The 21,020-nt window shown below is 71.9% G+C and carries 22 protein-coding genes and 1 pseudogene; 19 read left to right on the forward strand and 4 right to left on the reverse strand.

Annotated elements, in window-relative coordinates:
* Nucleotides 1-360: RICIN domain-containing protein (locus ACZ5SK_RS45585; protein WP_361709609.1), on the forward strand; the 360-nt coding region annotated here is incomplete at its 5' end.
* A gap of 75 nt (nucleotides 361-435) precedes the next feature.
* Here the strand turns inward: ACZ5SK_RS45585 and ACZ5SK_RS45590 are convergent.
* The 3 genes from ACZ5SK_RS45590 to ACZ5SK_RS45600 all read right to left on the reverse strand — a co-directional run bounded on the left by ACZ5SK_RS45590 (nucleotide 436) and on the right by ACZ5SK_RS45600 (nucleotide 4,450).
* A complete protein-coding gene (locus ACZ5SK_RS45590) occupies nucleotides 436-657 on the reverse strand; it encodes a hypothetical protein (protein WP_334574568.1) in 222 nt (73 codons plus the stop codon).
* Between the two features lie 206 nt (nucleotides 658-863).
* A complete protein-coding gene (locus ACZ5SK_RS45595) occupies nucleotides 864-3,974 on the reverse strand; it encodes a fibronectin type III domain-containing protein (RefSeq protein ID WP_334574567.1) in 3,111 nt (1,036 codons plus the stop codon).
* An 8-nt stretch (nucleotides 3,975-3,982) separates the two neighbouring features.
* Nucleotides 3,983-4,450, reverse strand: coding sequence for a LysR substrate-binding domain-containing protein (locus ACZ5SK_RS45600; protein WP_443041186.1), 468 nt, complete (start codon nucleotides 4,448-4,450; stop codon nucleotides 3,983-3,985).
* Nucleotides 4,451-4,497: 47 nt separating this feature from the next.
* Here ACZ5SK_RS45600 and ACZ5SK_RS45605 point away from each other — a divergent pair.
* The 18 genes and pseudogenes from ACZ5SK_RS45605 to hypE form a co-directional block, all read left to right on the forward strand.
* Nucleotides 4,498-4,717 (forward strand): annotated as a pseudogene (locus tag ACZ5SK_RS45605) (Cif family virulence factor); the annotation flags it as partial.
* Between the two features lie 85 nt (nucleotides 4,718-4,802).
* Nucleotides 4,803-5,117 carry a DUF6400 family protein gene (locus ACZ5SK_RS45610; protein WP_334574565.1) on the forward strand — a complete coding sequence of 105 codons (315 nt, stop codon included), beginning with the start codon at nucleotides 4,803-4,805 and terminating at the stop codon, nucleotides 5,115-5,117.
* Nucleotides 5,104-5,361 carry a hypothetical protein gene (locus ACZ5SK_RS45615; protein ID WP_334574564.1) on the forward strand — a complete coding sequence of 86 codons (258 nt, stop codon included), beginning with the start codon at nucleotides 5,104-5,106 and terminating at the stop codon, nucleotides 5,359-5,361. Before ACZ5SK_RS45610 ends, ACZ5SK_RS45615 begins: the two co-directional genes overlap by 14 nt.
* A gap of 167 nt (nucleotides 5,362-5,528) precedes the next feature.
* A complete protein-coding gene (locus ACZ5SK_RS45620; RefSeq protein WP_334574562.1) occupies nucleotides 5,529-7,310 on the forward strand; it encodes an enoyl-CoA hydratase-related protein in 1,782 nt (593 codons plus the stop codon).
* Nucleotides 7,311-7,372: 62 nt separating this feature from the next.
* A complete protein-coding gene (locus tag ACZ5SK_RS45625) occupies nucleotides 7,373-8,461 on the forward strand; it encodes an NADH-quinone oxidoreductase subunit B family protein (protein WP_334574561.1) in 1,089 nt (362 codons plus the stop codon).
* An 85-nt stretch (nucleotides 8,462-8,546) separates the two neighbouring features.
* A complete protein-coding gene (locus tag ACZ5SK_RS45630; RefSeq protein ID WP_334574560.1) occupies nucleotides 8,547-10,331 on the forward strand; it encodes a nickel-dependent hydrogenase large subunit in 1,785 nt (594 codons plus the stop codon).
* Nucleotides 10,328-10,840, forward strand: coding sequence for a hypothetical protein (locus tag ACZ5SK_RS45635; protein ID WP_334574558.1), 513 nt, complete (start codon nucleotides 10,328-10,330; stop codon nucleotides 10,838-10,840). The genes ACZ5SK_RS45630 and ACZ5SK_RS45635 overlap by 4 nt, the downstream gene beginning before the upstream one ends.
* Nucleotides 10,837-11,469 (forward strand): DUF5947 family protein, encoded by a 633-nt coding sequence (locus ACZ5SK_RS45640; protein WP_334574557.1) that lies wholly within the window; start codon nucleotides 10,837-10,839, stop codon nucleotides 11,467-11,469. The genes ACZ5SK_RS45635 and ACZ5SK_RS45640 overlap by 4 nt, the downstream gene beginning before the upstream one ends.
* On the forward strand, nucleotides 11,466-12,152 hold the full coding sequence (locus tag ACZ5SK_RS45645; RefSeq protein ID WP_334574556.1) for a DUF6084 family protein: 687 nt from the start codon (nucleotides 11,466-11,468) through the stop codon (nucleotides 12,150-12,152). Before ACZ5SK_RS45640 ends, ACZ5SK_RS45645 begins: the two co-directional genes overlap by 4 nt.
* A complete protein-coding gene (locus ACZ5SK_RS45650) occupies nucleotides 12,149-13,594 on the forward strand; it encodes a hypothetical protein (RefSeq protein ID WP_334574555.1) in 1,446 nt (481 codons plus the stop codon). Before ACZ5SK_RS45645 ends, ACZ5SK_RS45650 begins: the two co-directional genes overlap by 4 nt.
* Nucleotides 13,591-14,133 (forward strand): hydrogenase maturation protease, encoded by a 543-nt coding sequence (locus ACZ5SK_RS45655; protein WP_334574553.1) that lies wholly within the window; start codon nucleotides 13,591-13,593, stop codon nucleotides 14,131-14,133. Before ACZ5SK_RS45650 ends, ACZ5SK_RS45655 begins: the two co-directional genes overlap by 4 nt.
* An 11-nt stretch (nucleotides 14,134-14,144) precedes the next feature.
* Nucleotides 14,145-14,249, forward strand: coding sequence for a DUF6893 family small protein (locus ACZ5SK_RS45660; RefSeq protein ID WP_443041185.1), 105 nt, complete (start codon nucleotides 14,145-14,147; stop codon nucleotides 14,247-14,249).
* Nucleotides 14,250-14,396: 147 nt separating this feature from the next.
* Nucleotides 14,397-14,792, forward strand: a complete 396-nt coding sequence (locus tag ACZ5SK_RS45665) for a hydrogenase maturation nickel metallochaperone HypA/HybF (protein WP_334574551.1) — start codon at nucleotides 14,397-14,399, stop codon at nucleotides 14,790-14,792.
* Nucleotides 14,793-14,795: 3 nt separating this feature from the next.
* Nucleotides 14,796-15,551: a hydrogenase nickel incorporation protein HypB gene (gene hypB, locus ACZ5SK_RS45670; protein ID WP_334574549.1), complete on the forward strand. Its 756-nt coding sequence runs from the start codon at nucleotides 14,796-14,798 to the stop codon at nucleotides 15,549-15,551.
* The gene (gene hypF / locus ACZ5SK_RS45675; RefSeq protein ID WP_334574547.1) at nucleotides 15,548-17,938 is read left to right on the forward strand and encodes a carbamoyltransferase HypF; all 2,391 of its coding nucleotides are present in this window, start codon (nucleotides 15,548-15,550) and stop codon (nucleotides 17,936-17,938) included. Before hypB ends, hypF begins: the two co-directional genes overlap by 4 nt.
* Before the next feature lie 32 nt (nucleotides 17,939-17,970).
* Nucleotides 17,971-18,273 carry a HypC/HybG/HupF family hydrogenase formation chaperone gene (locus tag ACZ5SK_RS45680; protein WP_079657814.1) on the forward strand — a complete coding sequence of 101 codons (303 nt, stop codon included), beginning with the start codon at nucleotides 17,971-17,973 and terminating at the stop codon, nucleotides 18,271-18,273.
* Nucleotides 18,273-19,403: a hydrogenase formation protein HypD gene (gene hypD / locus ACZ5SK_RS45685; RefSeq protein ID WP_334574542.1), complete on the forward strand. Its 1,131-nt coding sequence runs from the start codon at nucleotides 18,273-18,275 to the stop codon at nucleotides 19,401-19,403. The genes ACZ5SK_RS45680 and hypD overlap by 1 nt, the downstream gene beginning before the upstream one ends.
* Entirely contained in the window at nucleotides 19,396-20,469 is a 1,074-nt protein-coding gene (gene hypE, locus ACZ5SK_RS45690) for a hydrogenase expression/formation protein HypE (RefSeq protein ID WP_334574541.1), read from the forward strand. The genes hypD and hypE overlap by 8 nt, the downstream gene beginning before the upstream one ends.
* Nucleotides 20,470-20,495: 26 nt before the next feature.
* On the opposite strand, the gene ACZ5SK_RS45695 is transcribed toward hypE, so the two are convergent.
* Nucleotides 20,496-20,870 carry a hypothetical protein gene (locus tag ACZ5SK_RS45695; protein WP_361709660.1) on the reverse strand — a complete coding sequence of 125 codons (375 nt, stop codon included), beginning with the start codon at nucleotides 20,868-20,870 and terminating at the stop codon, nucleotides 20,496-20,498.
* Between the last annotated feature and the right edge of the window lie 150 nt (nucleotides 20,871-21,020).

A 21,020-nucleotide genomic window follows, 5' to 3' on the forward strand; every position in this document is an offset into this window, starting at 1 on the left:
GCGTCACGCGACGGCCCACCTCGAACGGCCCGAGGACATTACGGGCGAACTGCCGAGCAAGTCAGCCACCGAACCCCGCTGACGAATCGAGGCTACAGGCTGGTCAACCGCACGAACGGCATGGTCGCCGACGGCTGGGGCGCCACCGCCGACGGCTCCGCAGCCCGACAGGCCGCTTGGAACGGCGGCGCCAACCAGCAGTGGAAGATCACCCACCGGGGCGGCGGCAGCTACTCGATCGCCAACCGCACCACCGGCCTGGTCCTCGACGGCGGCGGCAACGTCGCCTCGGGTTCCGTCACCAAGCAGTGGACCTACGGCAGCAGCACCAACCTGCTGTGGACCTTCACGGCGCTCTGACGGTTCGAGCGGCGGGGTGACGCGGGGCAGACCACCGCGTCCCCTGCCCCTGCCGGCTCGTGCTCGGTCACTGCGCTACGGCATTTCCGTGGACACCACACCGCCGAGATTGCTGGGATCGGCTTCGAGAAACAGCTTCGCATTCTCAGCCGCCGAGCTCTCGGGTATCGGAGCCGGAGAGAAGACGGAAATGACTCCGACCCGCCCGTCGACTTCGGCGTTGAAGGTCCACCGGAACTGTCCCGATGCTTCGTCTATTCCCTTCTTCCCGGGCCTGAGTATGGTGACGGAAGGCATGTGATCTCCCAGAATAGACTTCAGGGAAAAACCGTACCCCCCATATCATTCGGCCGCCATTCGAGTTACGGCGAAACGATCCCCTGGGCCGGTTTCCGCGACTTCCGCAACCGGACCGCCCCGACCCATGAGGAACGGAAATCAAGGCCGAACTCGAAGAGGCGAACCAAGCCGGTGATCCCGAGACCGACAAGGTCGGTGCGCCGTCAGCTCGCGGCAGGCGCCGCCGGGCGGGCGCCGGGGACCGCCCCGTAACCCAACTGCTCGGGAGTGTCGCCGTCCGGGCCGTAGATCTGCACCCGGTAGTAGGAGGTGGCCCCGGCCGCCGCGGTGGTGTCCAGGTGGGACACGGCGGTGCCGGGCAGGGTCGAGGTGAGTTCGTCCCACACCTGGGTGGCGAGGTTCCAGCGCTCGATCGTGACCGAGGACGGCGCCGGGCACCAGTCGTTCTGGCAGGACCACGTCCAGGTGAGCAGCACACCGTCCGCGGAGCCGCTCGCGGCCAGGCTCATGGAGGCCGCGTAGCCGTCGCCCATCCACGGCAGCACCGCCGCCTCGGAACGCACCCCGGCGGCGTCCACGGCCACCACCGCGTAGTAGCCGTTGGAGGAGGGGTAGGGCGCGGCGGTGTCGGTCACGGTGGTGCCGGTCACGGGCTGGTCCTGGATCCGGGTGCCGGGGTTGGCGGCGTTGCCCCAGTACCGGTAGACCAGGTAGCCGGTGGCGCCCGGGACGGGCTGCCAGGACAGCACCGCGTGGTCGCCGTCCTGCCGCGCGCCGAGCCCCGCGGGCCGGTCGGGACGCGCGGTGCCTTCGGGGTACGGGCGCACCGCGCAGTCGTCGTCGGAGAATCCCGAGCGGCTCCCCGCCGAGTCCACGGCGACGGTCCGGTAGCAGGCGGGTATTCCGGCCGGTGCGCCGGTGTCGGTCCACTCCGGGGTCGTCGTCGCGGGGAGGTCGGCGGTCTTGATGTACACGGCGTCGGTCTCCAAGCGGCGCCAGACCTCGTAGCGGGCTGCGGTCGGGTCGTTGACGGACCAGGCCACCCGGATGCCGTCCGCGGTGCCCGCCGTGGTCGGCAGGTCGGGCGCCTGCGGGGCGGGGGCCGGCTCGTCGGGTACGTCGATCCAGATCGGGTCGCTGTAGCCGCCCTGGAAGTTGCGCACCGTCAGGCAGTAACGGGCTTTGCGCAACGGTTCGGTGTCCAGGTAGTAGGAGTCGGCTGTGTGGAAGGTGTCGACGCTCGCGCACCGGCTGCCGTACGTCGTGCGGAACAGGTAGTAGAGGTAGACCTCGGACGGTGGGGAGTCGTTCCAGTCGAGCAGGATGCCGCCGCTGTCGTCGCGGGTGGCGGTCAGCCCGGTGGGCGTGGACGGTTTGGGCGCCGGCGGGGGCAGCCGCTTCAACTGCACCACCGTGCCCGCGGAGCGGTTGCCCACCTGGTCCACCGCGACGACCCGGTAGTACGGGGTGGCGTCGGCGGCGATCGGGCCGTCGGTGAGGGTGCAGCGGACCTGCTGCTCGGTGTCGGGCACGGCGGCGCACTGGGGCGTGCGGGGGCTGCCGGCGTCGGTGAACGGACCGTCGGCGGTCGCGCTGCGGGTGACTTGGTAGCCGGCGAAGTCCCGCTCATGGCCGGGCAGGCCGTCGGTGGTCCAGGCCAGGGTGGCGGTGGTGCCGCCGTCGGGTGCGGTGACCTCGGGCGCGCCGGGCGCGGCGGGCGGGTCGGTGTCCGGCGGCACCGGGCGGCTGACGGCGACCGGCTCGGTCCAGGCCGAGTACGCGGGCGCGGTGCCGGCCTCGACGGTCCTGCCGACGGCGCGCACCCGGTAGTAGCGGGTGCCGCCCTCGGGCAGGTCGGTGTCGGTGAACTGCGACGGGGTGAGCGGTGCGCCGGCGCCGGCGCGCACGGTCCAGGGACCGGTGGCCGAGGAGGCGGACTGCACCTGGTAGCCGGCGGTCAGGCCGTGCACGGGACTGCCGACCGGGTTGTCGGCCCAGTCCAGCGTGGCGTTGACATCGCTCAGTTCGCCCTTGAGCCCGGTGGGTTGCCGGGGCGGGTACAGGCCGGTGTCGGGGCGGAGCGCCGAGGCGACGGTTCCGGCGTACTCACCGGGCTCGGTGGTCGCCGCGGCCGACTCGTTGCCGGCGGTGTCGACGGCCGTCACTCGGTAGTACGCGGTGACGCCGATCGGGGCGTCCTTGTCGGCGTAGGCGTTGTCCTGGACCACTCGGGCGTCGGCGCTCCTGATCCTGGCCCACGGGCCGTCAGGGGCGGTGGCACGGTACACGTGGTAGCCGGCGAACGAGTCCTGGGTGCTGGAGTCGTCGTCCCAACTCGGCCCCCAGCTCAGGTGGTTCTCGCCGAGGTCGTCGTCGGGGTCGGGCACGCCGTTGCCGTTGAGGTCGATGTCGCCGTAGCCGTCGGCCCCCAGGTCCTCCGGAGCCCGCGGCGGGGTGGTGTCGGCCGGGACGGCCGAGACGGCGGCCGATGCACGGGACTGGTTGCCGGTGCGGTCCACGGCGGTGACGGCGAACCAGTACTTGGTGCCGTTGCGCAGCCCGGTCGAGGTGAACGTCCTCGCGGTCAGCGGGCCGGAGCCGCTGATCCGGTGTGCGGTGTCCAGGGCCACGGGCGTGCTGGTGGAGCGGTAGACCCGGTAACCGGCCAGATCCGCCTCGGCGTTGCGGGCCCAGTTGACGGTGGCCCGGCCGTCACCGCGCACCGCGCTCAGGGAGGCGGGAGCCAGCGGGGCCACCCGGTCCGCAGTGGTCGGGGCAAGGTCGGCGGATATGTTGGCCGAGCCCGTGAAAGCCGCGTAGTCGACCCGCACGGTGTGCGTCCCGGCGGGCACGGTCACCTTGACGCTCGCGCGCTGGGTGGAGACGTAGTCGCGCCACAGGTTGACGTAGCGTGTGCCGTCGATCCAGACCCGGACGCCGTCCTGGGCCGCGGTCCGCAGCAGGAAGGGGCCGCCCCCGCCGAAGTCGCGGCGCATCGTCCAGCGGACGCCGAAGCGGTCGTCGGGCAGGGATAACCGGGCGGGGTGGCCCGTGCCCCAGTTCTCGTTGACGGAGGCGTCGCACAGTGACGCCCGGGGCGTGCCGGTGAGGGTGGTGTTGGGGTAGTAGTCGGCCTTCCACACCCCGTCGGAGCAGTTCACCGACGCGACCGGCACTGCGTCCGGCGGGGCCGTGCGGGGCGGGCCCTGCACGGTACCGGCGATGAGCGCGGCTCCGGCGGCGGTGACCGGCCACAGCAGTCGGAGTCGGCGCGGCGCGCGGACACGGGATTGCGGGGGAACGGGTCTGCCCATCGGGGGCGTCATCCTTCCTCAAATCCGGTGTACCACCGGCGACATGACGGCTCGTGGGGTCCACCGGGTGATCGCTTTCTGCCCCCGCGATGATGGCATGCGAACAGACATTCGCGTGCGAAATCGTGCAGAACTCGTGCAGAAATCGTGTGCGTATCGGTCTTCGAGGTCATCTCACTCGGCGTGCTGAGCCGGGTCGGGCTGGGCGAATGCCCGTCGGCTGTGCACGAGCAGTTCGCGCACCGACGGGTTGTGCGTGCTCTTCCGGACGAGGCGCTGAGGACCAGGACGCCGAGCCCGCGGACGGCGAGACCTGCCATGGCGTCCGCGGCGCTCGCCTCCAGCGCGATCGCCGGCCGCAGGCTCTGTGCGGCGCAGGCGCGGTCGAACACCGGGCGCAGGCCGGTGCCGGGTGACATGCACACGAGGGGGTGGGCCGCCAGGTCGCGCAGCGTGCCCCGGCGCTGTTTCGCCAAGGGGTGTCCGGCCGGAACCGCTGCGACGAGCCGCTCACTGACGATGGTCAGTGGGACGGGAGGCCATTCGTGCGCTGTGGGAGAAGGTGCCGGCCCACCGTCCCCGCTTCGAGCCGGAAGAGCCGCTGCCGACGCTGATCAGCGGCGATATCGCCGCTGACCTCGACGCCCCTCAGGGACGGGGCCGGCGCCCGGGCGCAGGTCGTCCGGCGCCGGCCCGACGGAAGCCGGCTCCGCGTGCTCGACCAGCCCGAGTTCGTCCCACCCACCGCCGACCGCGCGGCGGGGAAGGGCTGTGACTTCCCCCACCTGCTCTTGCCGGGCCGAGGAACGTGTACCTACGTTCGGTCGCATGTCCCCCCACGGCCGTGCCCTTCCTGACGAACCGGACGAACCCGCTGCGGCGAGCAGGCCCGCGGCCGACCGACCGGACACGCACCCGTTGGTCGATCTGGCCGTCGACCTGAGCTCACACGAAATGCTCCGGCGCGCCCATGTCCTGGCCGCACTCGGCTCCGACTGGGACCCCGTCGCCGCGCTACGCGGCGAGGAAGCGGCGTACGAGCTGCTCTACTCCGGCCTCAGCGCGGAGCAGCAGCGCATGTACGACGAACTGGTCTCGGCCGGTGTGCTGCCGCGGAGAGGGGGCGGCGATGCTGCCGCTTGACCCGCAGGCCGACGTCGGGCGTCGCGCCTGGGTGGCCTGCCCGAACTGCGGCGACCATCGCGGCTGCGCCACCTGCGAGCAGGGGCGCACCTGCTCCGAGCACTGGCGCTACCTGCTCTCCAACGTGGGCAGCCTGCTCCACCTGCAGTGCAGTTCCTGCACCCACATCTGGGCGCACGAGACCCACTTCGGCGCCACCCGCTCGCCCTGGGAACGGATCACCAGCGGTCTGCGACGACGGTGATCCTTCACCACGGCCGGCTCGGCGCGCCGGACAGGTGAGGCCGGACGGCGGATCGGTGCCCGCTTTCGGATGACCTCACCGTCTGTCGTCGAAGGCGACGAGCGGCCGCGGCCGAGGATCGCGATCGGCGGCCGTCCCTGCCTGCCGTTCGTCGTCCGGAGGCAGCCGTGCACATCCTGCTCCTAGCCAGCGCGTTCAACAGCCTCACCCAGCGCGTCCACGCCGAACTGCGCGACCGCGGCCACACCGTGGCGGTGGAACTCGCCCTGCCCGGCACCGTGCTGCCGGAAGCCGTGCGGCGCCACGCACCCCGGATCATCGTCGCGCCGATGCTGAAGACGGCGATCCCCGAGGAGGTGTGGTCGGCGTACACCTGCCTCGTCGTCCATCCCGGACCCGTGGGCGACCGAGGGCCGTCCTCCCTGGACTGGGCGATCCACGACGGCGTCGACCAGTGGGGCGTCACCGTCCTGCAGGCCGACGGGGAGATGGACGCCGGCGACGTGTGGGCCTGCGTGCCGTGCCGGGTTCCTGCGGTGTCCAAGAGCGAGCTGTACCGGGGCGAGATCGCCGACGCCGCGCTGGAGGCCGTCCTGCTCGCCGTGGAGCGCTTCGCCTCGGGCGCCCACGTTCCGCGCAGGCAGGACGCCGCCCGCACGTCCGAAGCCGGGCTGCGCCCGCGCCCGTACCTCGACCAGAGCGTCCGGCGGATCGACTGGGCCGAGGACCGCACGCAGGACGTCCTGCGCAGGCTGCGGGCGGCGGACTCGCAGCCCGGTGTGCTGGACACCCTGCTCGGCGGCGAGTGGTACCTGCACGGCGGCCACCCCGAGAGCGTGTTGCGGGGGCGGCCGGGCGAGCTGTTGGCCACCCGGGCCGGCGCGATCTGCCGGGCCACCAAGGACGGCGCCGTGTGGATCCCCGAGCTGCGGCCCCGGCGCGCGCCCGGACAGCCGCCCACGTTCAAGCTGCCGGCCGTGCTCGCCCTGGGCGACCGGCTGCCGCCGCTGCCCGAGCACGCCCTGCCGCCGCTGCCCGAGGCGCGGCACCGTACCTGGTCCGACATCCGCTACCGGGAGGACGGGCGGGTGGGCTTCCTGTCGTTCTCGTTCCCCGGCGGGGCCATGAGCACGCGGCAGTGCCGACGTCTGCTGGACGCCTACCGGGAAGCCTGCGCGCGACCCACGTCGGTGCTGGTGCTCGGCGGCGAACGGGACTTCTTCTCCAACGGGATCCACCTCAACGTCATCGAGGCAGCGGCCGACCCCGCCGCCGAGTCCTGGGCGAACATCAACGCCATCGACGATCTGGTCGAGGCCGTCCTGACGACGACGGACCGGCTGGTGGTCTCGGCGGTCGCGGGCAACGCCGCGGCGGGCGGGGTGATGCTGGCCCTGGCGGCCGACGAGGTGTGGTGCCGCGCGGGCGCCGTGCTGAACCCCCACTACCGTCTGATGGGCCTGCACGGCTCGGAGTACTGGACGCACACCCTGCCGCGCAGGGTGGGTCCCGCGACGGCCGGCCGCCTCATGAGCGAGGCGCTGCCGGTGAGCTCGGCGAGCGCACTGCGCCTCGGGCTCGTCGACCGGGTCGTCGACTGCGGTCCTGACGCCTTCGCGCGGGAGGTCGGCGACCTGGCGGCACGCCTGGCGTCCCTCCCGGCGACGGCGTCACGGATCACCGCGAAGAAGACGGAGCTGGACCGGCTGGAGAGCGCGACCCCGCTGGCAGGCTTCCGCGAGCAGGAGCTGGCCCGGATGCGCCGGACCTTCGAGGACCCGGACGCCCCGTACCACGCGCTGCGCCGTTCCTTCGTCCACAAGGAGCGGCCGACGTGCACCCCGCCGCACCTCGGTCTGTCAGCGGTTGCGCAAACCGGCCCGACCCCCTGTGCCGCCGACGTCACCGGAACGGCCCCCGCTGGTGTCTCGTCCCGGCCGAACGGCTGATACGAAGAAAGCGACGGCCGAAATGCAGGCCTTCATCCCTTACCTCCCCAGGAGGCGGTCCCATGACTGAGGCGACGCCGGACACGGTCGGCGCTGCGGACGCGGACGGCGCGCCCGCCGGCGAGACACCCACGATCCACATTCTCTGGATCAACGCGGGGCTGAGTTGCGACGGCGACTCGGTCGCCTTGACGGCGGCCATGCAGCCCAGCATCGAGGAGATCGTGCTCGGCGTGCTGCCGGGGCTTCCGAAGATCGCCGTGCACTGGCCGCTCATCGACTTCGAGTGCGGCCCGGTCGGCGGCTCGGACACGTTCATCGAGTGGTTCTTCAAGGGGGAGCGGGGCGAGATCGACCCGTTCGTCCTGGTCGTCGAAGGCTCCGTCCCCAACGAGGCGATCAAGCCCGAGGGCTATTGGTGCGGCTTCGGCGACAACCCGGAGACCGGCCAGCCGATCACCACCAGCGAGTGGATCGACCGGCTCGCCCCGAAGGCGCTGGCGGTCGTCGCGATCGGCACCTGCGCCACCTACGGCGGCATCCACGCCATGGCGGGCAACCCGACCGGTGCGATGGGCGTGCCGGACTACCTCGGCTGGGACTGGAAGTCCCACGCGGGCATCCCCATCGTGTGCGTCCCCGGCTGTCCGATCCAGCCCGACAACTTCTCCGAGACGCTCACCTATCTGCTCTACCAGGCGACCGGCGCCGCCCCGATGATCCCGCTGGACGACAAGCTGCGCCCGACCTGGCTGTTCGGGGCCACCGTGCACGAGGGCTGCGACCGCGCGGGCTACTACGAACAGGGCGAGTTCGCCCTGTCGTACGACTCGCCGAAGTGCCTGGTCAAGCTCGGCTGCTGGGGTCCGGTCGTCAAGTGCAACGTGCCCAAGCGCGGCTGGATGAACGGGATCGGCGGCTGCCCCAACGTCGGCGGCATCTGCATCGCCTGCACCATGCCCGGCTTCCCCGACAAGTTCATGCCGTTCATGGACGAGCCGCCCGGGGCCAAGGTGTCCAGCAGCGCCAGCGGAGCGTACGGCGCCGTGGTCCGCAAACTGCGGTCGATCACCGCCAGGACGGTGGACAAGGAGCCCAAGTGGCGCCGCTCCGGAGACCGGATCACCACCGGATACCGGCCCCCCTGGTGAGCGTCCGCTGCACGTGATCCGCTCCCCGCATCGTGCACCCCCCCCACCCACGTACCTCCCGCGCAACGAAGGGCACGGCACACAGATGGCACCGAAGACGAAGGCGGCCGGCGACGGCAGCGGCCTGGTGGAGATGGCCTGGGACCCGATCACCCGGATCGTCGGCAGCCTGGGCATCCACACCAAGATCGACTTCAAGCAGAAGCGGGTCGCGGAGTGCTACAGCACCTCGTCGGTCTTCCGCGGCTACAGCGTCTTCATGCGCGGCAAGGACCCCCGGGACGCCCACTTCATCACCAGCCGGATCTGCGGCATCTGCGGGGACAACCACGCCACCTGCTCGGTGTACGCGCAGAACATGGCGTACGGCGTGAAGCCCCCGCACCTCGGCGAGTGGATCATCAACCTCGGCGAGTCCGCGGAGTACATGTTCGACCACAACATCTTCCAGGAGAACCTGGTGGGGGTCGACTACTGCGAGAAGATGGTCAGGGAGACCAACCCCGGCGTCCTCGAACTCGCCGAGCGCACCGAGGCCCCGCACGCCGCGGAGCACGGCTACCGCACGATCGCCGACATCATGCGCTCGCTGAACCCGCTGGAAGGCGAGTTCTACCGCGAGGCCCTCCAGGTGAGCCGTTACACGCGGGAGATGTTCTGCCTGATGGAGGGCCGCCATGTGCACCCCTCCACGCTCTACCCGGGCGGCGTCGGCACCATCGCCTCCGTGCAGCTCTTCACGGACTACCTCAGCCGCCTGATGCGCTACGTCGAGTTCATGAAGCGCGTCGTGCCGCTGCACGACGACCTCTTCGACTTCTTCTACGAGGCGCTGCCCGGCTACGAGGAAGTGGGCCGCCGGCGGGTCCTGCTCGGCTGCTGGGGCGCGCTCAACGACCCCGAGTACTGCGACTTCACCTACGCCAACATGACGGACTGGGGCCGGCGCATGTTCGTCACGCCCGGCATCATCGTCGACGGCAAGCTCGTCACCAACGACCTCACGGAGATCAACCTCGGCATCCGCATCCTGCTGGGCAGCTCGTACTACGAGGACTGGCAGGGCCAGGAACAGTTCGTCACCCACGACCCGCTCGGCAACCCGGTGGACCCGCGCCACCCGTGGAACCAGCACACCATCCCCGCCCCGCAGAAGCGGAACTTCGACGACAAGTACAGCTGGGTCATGTCCCCGCGCTGGTTCGACGGCAAGGAACACCTCGCCCTGGACACCGGCGGCGGCCCCATCGCCCGCCTGTGGTCCACCGCCCTGTCCGGACTCGTCGACACCGGGTATGTGAAGGCCACCGGCCACAGCGTGGTCATCAACCTGCCCCGCACGATGACCAGGCCCGAGACCAGCTTCGAGTGGAAGATCCCGAAGTGGTCCAACGCGCTGGAACGCAACCGCGCGCGCACCTACTTCCAGGCCTACACCGCCGCCGTCGCGCTGCACTTCGCGGAGAAGGGCCTGGAGGAGGTCCGGGCCGGGCGCACCCAGACCTGGGAGAAGTTCGAGGTCCCGGACGAGGGGATCGGCGTCGGCTTCACCGAGGCGGTCCGAGGAGTCCTCTCGCACCACATGGTGATCCGCGACGGCAAGATCGCCAACTACCACCCGTACCCGCCGACGCCCTGGAACGCCAGCACCAGGGACACCTTCGGCACGCCGGGCCCGTACGAGGACGCCGTGCAGAACACGCCCATCTTCGAGGAGAACACCCCGGACAACTTCAAGGGCATCGACATCATGCGCGCCGTCCGCAGCTTCGACCCCTGTCTGCCCTGTGGCGTCCACATGTACGTCGGGGGCGGCAAGACGGTGAAGTCGATGCACGTACCCACCGGCCTGAGCGGACTGGGCGGATGAGCGCGCTCCCCTCGGCCGAGCAGACCGGGCGCCATGTCGAGGAAGTCCTCGACAGACTGGTCACGAGCGGCGACCCGGCCGCCGCCGCGGCCGCGGAGGAACTCGTCCGCTCCCTCATGGACTTCTACGGCGCCGGCCTCGCCCGTATCCTCCACCTGCTGTCCGCCGCGCCCGGCGAACCCACGGCACACCTCCTGCGCGACGAACTGGTCGCGAGCCTCCTCGTCCTGCACGACCTGCACCCCGAGGACCGCGACACCCGTATCGCCCGGGCCCTCGACAGCGTTCGGGAACACGATCTGGACGTCGTCGGCTTCGACGAGGAAAGCGGCGCCCTGACCCTGCGGGCGTCGGCTTCGGCGGGCGGCGGATGCGGATGCGGTTCCGGCGCGGGCGCCCGGGAGGCCGCCGAGGCGGCGCTGGCCTGCTTCGCGCCGGAGGTCAGGACGGTCGCGGTCGATCTGCAGCAGGCGCCGGCCCTGCTGCAGATCGGGACGAGGACCCGGTGACCGCCCCCACCGCCGGGCTGCGCCGGTTCCGCACCGAGCGTCCGCCCCGGCCCGAGCGCTGCGAGCTGTGCGCCCTGACCGTGACCGAAGCGGACCACCGCCACCTGGTCGACACCGAGAAACGCGCCCTGGTCTGTGCCTGCGCCGCCTGCGCGCTGCTGATGGCACAGCCGGGCGCCGCCGCCGGCCGCTTCCGCACGGTCCCCGCCCGCTACCTCACCGACCCCGCACATCGCCTCGACGAGAGCGCGTGGGACACGTTGCAGATCCCGGTCGGCGTCGCCTTCCTCTTCCGCAACGCGGCGCTCGACCGGCTCGTCGCGCTCTACCCGAGCCCGGCAGGCGCCACCGAGAGCGAACTCGAACCGGCCGCCTGGACGGAGGTCCTCGGTGGCAGCCGCCTTGCCGAGGTCCTCGAACCGGACGTGGAGGCGCTGCTGCTGCGCCGCGCCGACGGCCACTGCGAGTGCCACCTCGTACCGATCGACGTCTGCTACGAACTCGTCGGCCGCATGCGCCTGTTGTGGCAGGGCTTCGACGGCGGGGCCGAGGCCCGCGCCGCGCTGGACGCGTTCTTCACGGACGTCGCGCGACGCGCCCGGCCCGTGGACGAGGGGGTGCGGCCGTGACGGAGTTCTCCTTCACCTGCACGGGAGTGCGCGCCGACCGGTACGCCGCCGGACCGACCCTCGTCTTCCGGCTGCGGGTCACCGCCTCCGGCGGCATGCCCGTGCACGCCCTCGCGCTGCGCTGCCAGATCCGCATCGAACCCGCCCGCCGCGGTTACGCGTCCGCCGAGGCCGACTCTCTCGCGGACCTCTTCGGCGACCGCTCACGCTGGGGCAGCACCGTGCAGCCGGTGCAGTTCGCCCAGGTCTCGCTGATGGTCCCCGGCTTCACCGGGGAGACCGAGGCCGACCTCGTCGTGCCCTGCACCTACGACATGGACATCGCCGCGACCCGCTACCTCGCCGCCCTCACCGACGGCGAGGTCCCCCTGCTGATGCTCTTCTCCGGCACGGCGTTCACCGGGACCGGCGGCTTCCAGGTGGAGCCCGTCCCGTGGGACCGGGAGGCGGCCTTCCGGATGCCGGTCACCGCCTGGCGGGAGATGGTCGAGCAGCACTTCCCCGGCTGCGGCTGGATCCGGCTGCCGCGCGACGCCATGGACGCCCTCCTCGCCTACCGCTCCCGGCACGCCCTGCCCTCCTGGGAAGCGACCGTCGAGGCGCTGCTGGACACCGACCGGGCCGGCAGGCCCGCGCACGACCCGCTGCGCGCCCTCACCACCACCGGAAGGACCGATCCGTGACCGTGACCGCGTTCGCCCCCGAGACGGAGGAGCGGTTCGCCCTCGCCCGGCAGGTGGCCGACGCCGTCCTCTTCGAGGGCTACGTGCTCTACCCCTACCGGGCCTCGGCGGCCAAGAACCGGCTGCGCTGGCAGTTCGGGGTGCTCGTGCCGCCCGGCTGGGGCGCCGAGTGCGAGGAGCACGACTTCCAGCACACCGAATGCCTGATGGAACCGAAGGCGGGCGCGACCCTGTCGGTCGAGGTGCGCTTCCTGCACGCCCGACGGCGCACGGTGCAGCGGGCCCGGCCGGACGGCGGCTACGAAACGGTGCCCGAACTCCGCCTCGACGACCGGGTGTTGGTGCCCTGGGACGAGGGGGACGAGGAGCGCGTCGAAGTGGTCGCGTCGGTGGCCGAGCTCCTCGGCGACGGCGTCACGTATCCCTTCCGACGCCCCGCCCGCGAGGACACCGCACCGGTCCTGGACGCAGCCGGCCGCACCGTCGGCCGACTGATCCGGCGGTGCGAGGAGATCAGCGGGGCCATCCGGCTGTCCGCCCGCGAACTCGAGGGCCCCTACCGGACCGTGCGGCTGACCGCCGTCGTCGAGAACACCAGCGACTGGACACCCCCCGAGGGCCGCGGCGCCGACCGGGACGCGGCACTGCCGCGCTCCCTGGTGGCCACCCACCTCCTCATGGCCCTCAGCACCGGATCGTTCCTGTCGATGACCGATCCTCCCGAGTGGGCCAAGGGCGCGGTCGCCGCCTGCCGCAACCTGCACACCTGGCCCGTGCTCGCCGGCGAACCCGGCCGCGCCGACCTCGTGCTGTCCTCGCCGATCATCCTGGAGGACCATCCGGCCATCGCACCGGAGAGCCCCGGCGCGCTGTACGACGCCACCGAGATCGACGAGATCCTCGCGCTGCGCACCGCGGCCCTCACCGATGAGGAGAAACGCGAGGCCCGGGGCACCGACGAGCGGGCGGCCGCGGTGATCGAGCTGGCGGACTCGATGCCGGCCGAGGTCCTGGAGCGTCTGCACGGGGCGGTGCGCAGCCTGCGCGAGGCGACCGGCCCGGACCCCGCCGCCCCGGGCCCCGCCGCCCCGGAGGTCGGCTTCCCCGACGAGTACGGGGTGCCACGGCCGGACACCCCCTGGTGGGACCCCGCGAGCGACGCGGGCTTCGACCCGGCGCAGGACCGGGTGGTCGTGGACGGCCGGTCGGTGGGCAAGGGCAGCCGTGTCGAACTGCGCCCGGGCCTGCGGCACACCGACGCGCAGGACATCTTCCTGCGGGGCCGCACCGCGAGGGTCGAGGCGGTGCTGCACGACGTCGACGGCGGGGTGCACCTGGCGGTCACCGTCGAAGGCGACCCGGGCGCCGACATCCGCCGCGAGCAGGGACGGTTCCTGTACTTCCAGCCCGACGAGGTCACACCGCTGGAGGACGACGTATGAACCTTCCCCCGCCGACTGCCCCACGCACCCTCGTGGCGGGCATCGGCAACATCTTCCTCTCGGACGACGCGTTCGGGGTGGAGACCGCGCGCCGCCTCGCCGGGCGCGACCTGCCCGGACACATCGAGGTCATGGACATCGGGGTGCGCGGGATGCACCTCGCCTACCAGCTCCTGGACGGCTACGACACCGTCGTCCTCGTGGACGCCACGGCACGCGGCGAAACTCCCGGCACGCTGTACGTGATCGAACACGACGTCGGCGGCGGAAGTCCCTCGCCCGCCGCCCCGGCGCTGGACGGCCACCGGATGACCCCCGACGCCGTCCTGGCGCTGCTGGGCACCCTGTGTGCCGGGACCGGCGAACCGCCCCGCCGCGTGCTGGTCGTCGGTTGCGAACCGGCCTCGGTGGACGAGGGCATCGGACTCGGCGCGCAGGTGTCCGACGCCGTGCCAAAGGCCGTCCGGCTGATCGAAGAACTGCTGCGCACCGGCGAGCCGGCCACGGCGCAGGTCCTGACCGCTGAGCGTTCGACATGAGGAGAGACGGGATGAAGAAGATCGTCATCTGCGGAGCGGCTCTGGCCGCCATGGCCGCCGTCGTCGCCGAGCTGTTCCCCGACCTCAGGCGTTACCTGCGGATCCGACGGATGTGAACCGTGCATGCCACCCGGTGTGCCGTGCGGTTGCGTCGAACGGCGTACCTCGCACGCCGGTGACGGCGTGCCGGGCCCTGCGGACAGGGTCCGCACCCCTCTAATGAAGGCCGACCGAAGGCCGCCTGCGGAGGGACGGTGAAACCCGTGCACGAGATGTCCGTCGCGCTGGCCGTCGTCGACCAGGTGGCAGAGGCCGCCACCCGGGCCGGTGACGTCACGGCGGTGCGCTCGGTACGGCTCCAGGTCGGCGAACTGGCCGGCGTCGTACCCGATGCACTCGCCTTCTGCTTCGAACTGGCCTGCGCCGGAACCCTGCTGGAGGGCGCCGAACTGGTCACCGAGGCGGTTCCGGGGCGGGCCCGCTGCACGCCCTGTGCGCACGAATGGGCCGTCGGCATGCCGCCCCGGCTGACCTGCCCCGGGTGCGGCGGGACGCGTACCGACCTGCTCGCGGGCCGGGAACTGCAGATCCTCGACGTGCACTGGGAGGACGGCCCCCCGCACCCGCCCACCCGCGAACCGATCTCCGAGGAGCGCTGAACCATGTGCCGTGTCGTCGACCTGCGGCAGGCCGTACTCGCGAAGAACGACGTGAGCGCCCACGGACTGCGCACCCGCCTCGCTGCCCGGGGCACCGCGGTCGTCAACCTGCTGTCCAGTCCGGGCAGCGGCAAGACCGCGCTGCTGGAGCGCGAGCTGCTGCGGGCACGCGAGCGGGCCGTCCCCGTCGCTGCGCTGAGCGCCGATCTCGCCACCGAGAACGACGCGGCACGCCTGGCGCGTTCGGGTGTCCCGGTCAAGCAGGTGCTCACCGACGGACTGTGCCACCTGGAAGCGGGGATGCTCGCCGCGCACCTGGAGGGATGGCTGCCCGACGACACCCGGCTGCTGTTCGTGGAGAACGTCGGCAACCTGGTCTGCCCGGCCTCCTACGACCTGGGGGAGACGCTCAGGGTCACTCTCGCCTCCGTGACGGAGGGCGAGGACAAGCCGCTCAAGTACCCCACCGCCTTCGGTCTCGCCCACCTGGTCGTGGTCACCAAGACCGACATCGCCGAAGCCGTCGAGTTCGACGAGGACGCGTTTCGCGCGAACGTGGAGCAGGTCAACCCCGGAGTCGAGGTGGTGCTGACCTCGGCACGCCGGGGGCAGGGAGTCGGCGCGCTGCTCGACCGGGCGCTGGCCGCCGCCGACGGCGCCCCCGTCCACTCGCCGGTCATGGCCCGGCCACCCCGGCACCACGGTCACTCCCACGCGCACCCGGAGGTCACCGACGCCATGGCCCACACGCACCCGTGAGCGGTCCGCAGGCCCCGGCGGCCGTCGCCGAGAACACCCCGCTGCGCCGCCGGGTCACCGTTCGAGGAGTGGTGCAGGGCGTGGGCTTCAGGCCCTACCTGTACGGTCTCGCCACCCGACTCGCCCTGACCGGGCATGTGACCAACACGCCCGAGGGCGTCGTCGTGGAGATCGAGGGCGCCCCGGCGGCCGTCGGCCTCTTCTGTGACCGGATCGCCGCCCAGGCGCCCCCACTGGCCCGCGTCGACTCCGTCGACCACCAGGAGGTGCCTCCCGTCGGCGGCACCGCGTTCACCATCCTCGCCTCCCGCACCGACGGCCCGGCCCGCACCCTGGTCTCCCCGGACTGCGCCACCTGCGCCGACTGCCTCGCCGAGCTGGCCGACCCGGCCGACCGGCGATACCGCCACCCCTTCGTCAACTGCACCCACTGCGGCCCCCGCTTCACGATCGTCACCGGCGTGCCGTACGACCGGGCCGGCACCACCATGGCCGGCTTCGCGATGTGCCCCGACTGCGCCCGGGAGTACGCCGATCCCGCCGACCGCCGCTTCCATGCGCAGCCCGTCGCCTGCCCGGACTGCGGGCCGCGTCTGCGGCTGCTCGTCACCGAGGAGACAGGGGTCAGGAGTGCCGACGGGGCGGACCCGGTCGCCGAGGCCCGCGCCCTGCTGGCGCGGGGCGCGATCCTCGCCGTGAAGGGTCTGGGCGGCTACCACCTGGCCTGCGATGCCACGAACCAGGCGGCCGTCGGCCTCCTGCGCCGCCGGAAGGCGCGCGGCGACAAGCCGTTCGCCGTGATGGCCAAGGCCGCGGACGACGTCCGTCACCTCGTCCGGGTAAGCCCCGAGGAGCAGCGCCTGCTCGAAGACCGGGCCAGACCGGTCGTCCTCCTGAGGAAGCAGCCGCACCCGTCGTACGCCTCCAGGGACCCCCGGCCCGCGGACGCCGTCGCGCCCGGCAGTCCCGATCTCGGAGTGATGCTGCCGTACACGCCCCTGCACCATCTGCTGCTCGGCCTGCCCGGCGACCCGGACGGCCCCCGGCTGCTCGTCATGACCAGCGGCAACGTGTCCGGTGAGCCGATCGTCACCGACGACACCGAGGCGCTGGAGCGGCTCGCGCACCTGGCCGACGCCTGGCTCACGCACGACCGGCCGATCCATGTGCCGTGCGACGACTCCGTGGCCCGCGTCTGCGACGGGGAGCCGCTGGTGATCCGTCGCTCGCGTGGCTACGCCCCGTTGCCGGTCTCCCTCCCGCTGCCCGTGCGGCCGGCCCTCGCCGTCGGCGGAGACCTGAAGAACGCCTTCTGTCTGGGAGCGGGCCGACGAGCCTGGCTGTCGGCGCACATCGGCGACATGGACGACGTCGGCACGCAGCGGGCCTTCGAACGGGCGGCGGCACAGCTGGAGTCCCTCACCGGGGTGCGGCCGAAGGCCCTGGTCCGCGACCGGCATCCCGGCTATCGCTCCGGCCGCTGGGCCGACCGGAACGCGGCCGGCCGTCCCGTCGTGCGCGTCCAGCACCATCACGCGCACATCGCAGCCGCGATGGCCGAGCACGGCCTCGACGGCGCCCGGACGGTGATCGGTGTCGCCTTCGACGGCACCGGCCACGGCGACGACGGCGCCGTGTGGGGCGGGGAGTTCCTGCTCGCGGACTACGACCGCTTCACCCGCTTCGGGCACCTCGCGTACGTGCCACTGCCCGGTGGCGACGCCGCGGTGCGCCGGCCCTACCGCATGGCCCTGGCGCATCTGTGGGCGGCCGGGATCGACTGGTCCGACGACCTCGCCTGTACGACCGCCTGCCCGCCCGACGAACTCCGCCTCCTGGCACGGCAGTTGGAGCGCGGCCTGAACTGTGTCGGCACGTCCAGCATGGGCCGGCTCTTCGACGCGGTGTCCTCTCTCGCCGGGGTGTGCCACCGCGCCGGATACGAGGCGCAGGCCGCCGTCGAGCTGGAGGGCGCGGCTCTGCACGCGCCCGCCGAGGACACCACGGCGTACGCCTTCGCCCTCCACGCGTCGCAGGAGAACGGGGGCGGTGTCGTACGGGCCGATCCGGCGCCCGTCCTGGCGGCGATCGTCGGCGACCTGCGCGCGGGCGCCGGACCGGACGTCGTCGCGGCCCGCTTCCACCGGGGCGTGAGCGGCCTGGTGCACCGGGTCTGCGTGCGGGCGCGAGAGCGGCACGGACTGGACACGGTCGCCCTCACGGGCGGCGTGTTCGCGAACACCCTGCTGTCCTCGGCCTGTGCGGCCACCCTGCGCGACGACGGCTTCACGGTCCTGCGGCACCGACTGGTGCCGCCGGGCGACGGCGGCCTGGCGCTGGGCCAGCTGATGGTGGCCGCCCGCACCACTTCGACCCCCACCGACTGAGCGAACGCGCGACCGACAGCGAGGAGAGGCTCATGTGCCTGGCGGTACCCGGCAGAGTGCTGGACATCGAGGAGCGGGACGGCACCCGGATGGCCACCGTCGACTTCGGCGGCGTGGTCAAGGAGGTGTGCCTGGAGTATCTGCCCGACCTCCAGGTCGGCGAGTACGCCATCGTCCACGTCGGGTTCGCCCTGCAACGGCTGGACGAGGAGTCGGCCCGGCAGACCCTCGAACTCTTCGCCGAACTCGGCATGTTGCAGGAGGAGTTCGGCGACGCGTGGGAGATGGCGGCGACGGAGGCGGGGTTGGACCCGGTGGAAGAGGTGCGCAAGTAGTGAAGTACATCGACGAGTTCCAGGACCCGGAGCTGGCCCGTCGGCTCCTCGACGACATCCACGCCACGGTGACCAGACCGTGGGCCCTGATGGAGGTGTGCGGCGGACAGACGCACAGCATCATCCGCCATGGCATCGACCAACTCCTGCCGGACCAGGTCGAGTTGATCCACGGTCCCGGCTGTCCGGTGTGCGTCACCCCGCTGGAGGTCATCGACAAGGCACTGGAGATCGCCTCCCGACCGGAGGTGATCTTCTGCTCCTTCGGCGACATGCTGCGCGTGCCGGGAACCGGACGCGACCTGTTCCAGGTCCGCGGGGAGGGCGGGGACGTACGCGTCGTCTACTCGCCGCTCGACGCCCTGCGGATCGCGCAGCAGAACCCGGACCGCGAGGTGGTGTTCTTCGGCATCGGCTTCGAGACGACGGCGCCCCCCAACGCCATGACGGTCCATCAGGCCCGCAGGCTGGGCATCGCGAACTTCAGCATGCTGGTGTCCCACGTCCGGGTACCGCCGGCCATCGAGGCGATCATGTCCTCGCCGAGCTGCCGGGTGCAGGGCTTCCTCGCGGCCGGACATGTCTGCAGCGTGATGGGCGTGGGGGAGTACCCGCAGCTGGCGGAGCGCTTCCGGGTGCCGATCGTGGTGACGGGCTTCGAGCCGCTGGACATCCTCGAAGGCGTGCGCCGGGCCGTCCGCCAGCTGGAACGCGGTGAGCACACCGTCGACAACGCCTACGCCCGTGCCGTCCGACCGGAGGGCAACCCGGCCGCCCGGGCCATGCTGGAGGACGTCTTCGAGGTCACCGACCGTGCCTGGCGCGGCATCGGGGTGATCCCCGACAGCGGCTGGCGGCTGTCGCCGAAGTACCGCGACCACGACGCCGAGCACCGCTTCGCGGTCGGCGGGATCCGGACCGCCGAACCGGCCGAGTGCCGCAGCGGAGAGGTCCTGCAGGGGCTGCTCAAGCCGCACGAGTGCGAGGCCTTCGGCACCCTGTGCACCCCGCGCACGCCCCTGGGGGCCACGATGGTCTCCAGCGAGGGCGCCTGCGCGGCGTACTACCTCTACCGGCGGCTGGACATGCCCACCACCACGACGGTCCGGGAGGCGAGCCCCGTTGTCTGACACCACCGATCTCCCCGCCCTCGACGTCGAGGGGTGGACCTGCCCGGCGCCCCTGCGCGACCGGCCCCGGGTCGTCATGGGCCACGGCGGCGGGGGAGTCCTCTCCGCCGAACTGGTGCAGCAGATCTTCGCGCCCGCCTTCGGCGGCGAGGTGCTCGCCCAGCTCGGCGATGCCGCCGTGCTCTTGCTGGGCGGTGCTCGGCTGGCGTTCTCCACCGACTCCCATGTGGTCCGCCCGCTGTTCTTCCCCGGCGGCAGCATCGGCGACCTGGCGGTCAACGGCACCGTCAACGACCTCGCCATGAGCGGCGCCCGCGCCGCCTACCTCTCCTGCGGATTCATCCTGGAGGAGGGCGTCGAGCTGGACATGGTCACGCGAGTGTCCCAGGCGCTGGGCGCGGCCGCGCGCACCGCCGGCGTGGAGGTGGCCACCGGCGACACCAAGGTGGTGGAGGCAGGCCACGGCGACGGGATCTTCATCAACACGGCGGGCATCGGTCTTGTGCCGGCGGGCGTCGATCTGCGCCCTCAGCGGGTCGTCCCCGGCGATGTGGTGATCGTCAGCGGCGCCATCGGCGTCCACGGCGTGGCGGTCATGAGCGTGCGCGAGGGCCTGGAATTCGGAGTGGAGATCAAGAGCGACTGCGCGGCGCTGGGCGGCCTGGTGGACGCCATGCTCGCCGTCACCCCGGATCTGCACGTACTGCGTGATCCCACCCGGGGCGGTCTGGCCGCCGCGCTCAACGAGATCGCGCAAGCCTCCGGCACCGGCGTGCTCATCCGGGAACGCGACGTCCCCGTCCCGCCGGCCGTGGCCAACGCGTGCGCCATTCTCGGGCTGGACCCCATGTACATCGCCAACGAGGGCAAGCTGGTCGCCTTCGTCCCGCGCGAGCACGCCGACGCCGTCCTGGCGGCGATGCGCGCCCATCCTCTGGGTGCGGACTCCGTGATCATCGGTGAGGCCGTCGAGGCGCATCCCGGCATGGTGGTGTCCCGCACCGGCCTGGGGGGAACGCGGGTGGTCGATCTGCCGATCGGGGAGCAACTGCCGCGGATCTGCTGACCCGGGCCGTACGGGTCCTACACGTCCTACCGGTCCTGCGGGTCCTGCGGGTCGACACCGGTCGTGGCGGAAGCGTCCTTGGTGCCGCTCGGGCGCTGGGAGCGGCCCCTGCGTCCGGTGTCCCGCCTGCCCTTCTCGTCCGCGTCGCCGTACCCCTCGCCGCTTGCCCCGCCACTCTTGGCGGTGTCGCCGGGAACGGGCTTCGTCTCCTGGGGCGACTTCGTACGGCCGCGGCCTCTTTCGCCGGCCTGCTCAGCCGTACGGAAGGAACGAGGGGCGCTCGGGTTGTCCTGCTGGCGCGTCTCATCCACATCGGGCGACCAGCCGTGCTGTCCGGTGCCCTGGTGACGACTGGGCCCCTTTCCGTGCGGTGGCTCGGACGAACGTGGTTTCTTCGACATGGTCCGATCTGCCTTTTCATGGTCAGCGGGGACACCGGTCACGCGTGCCCATATTGAGGCAATTGTCTCTCCTTGTGATGTTTCCAGCATTTTTTGACCGCTTCCGGTTCTGCTGTCGAAACTATTGACCGGTCAATTGGCCGAATGTAC

This window comes from Streptomyces sp. NPDC031474, from assembly GCF_055581185.1.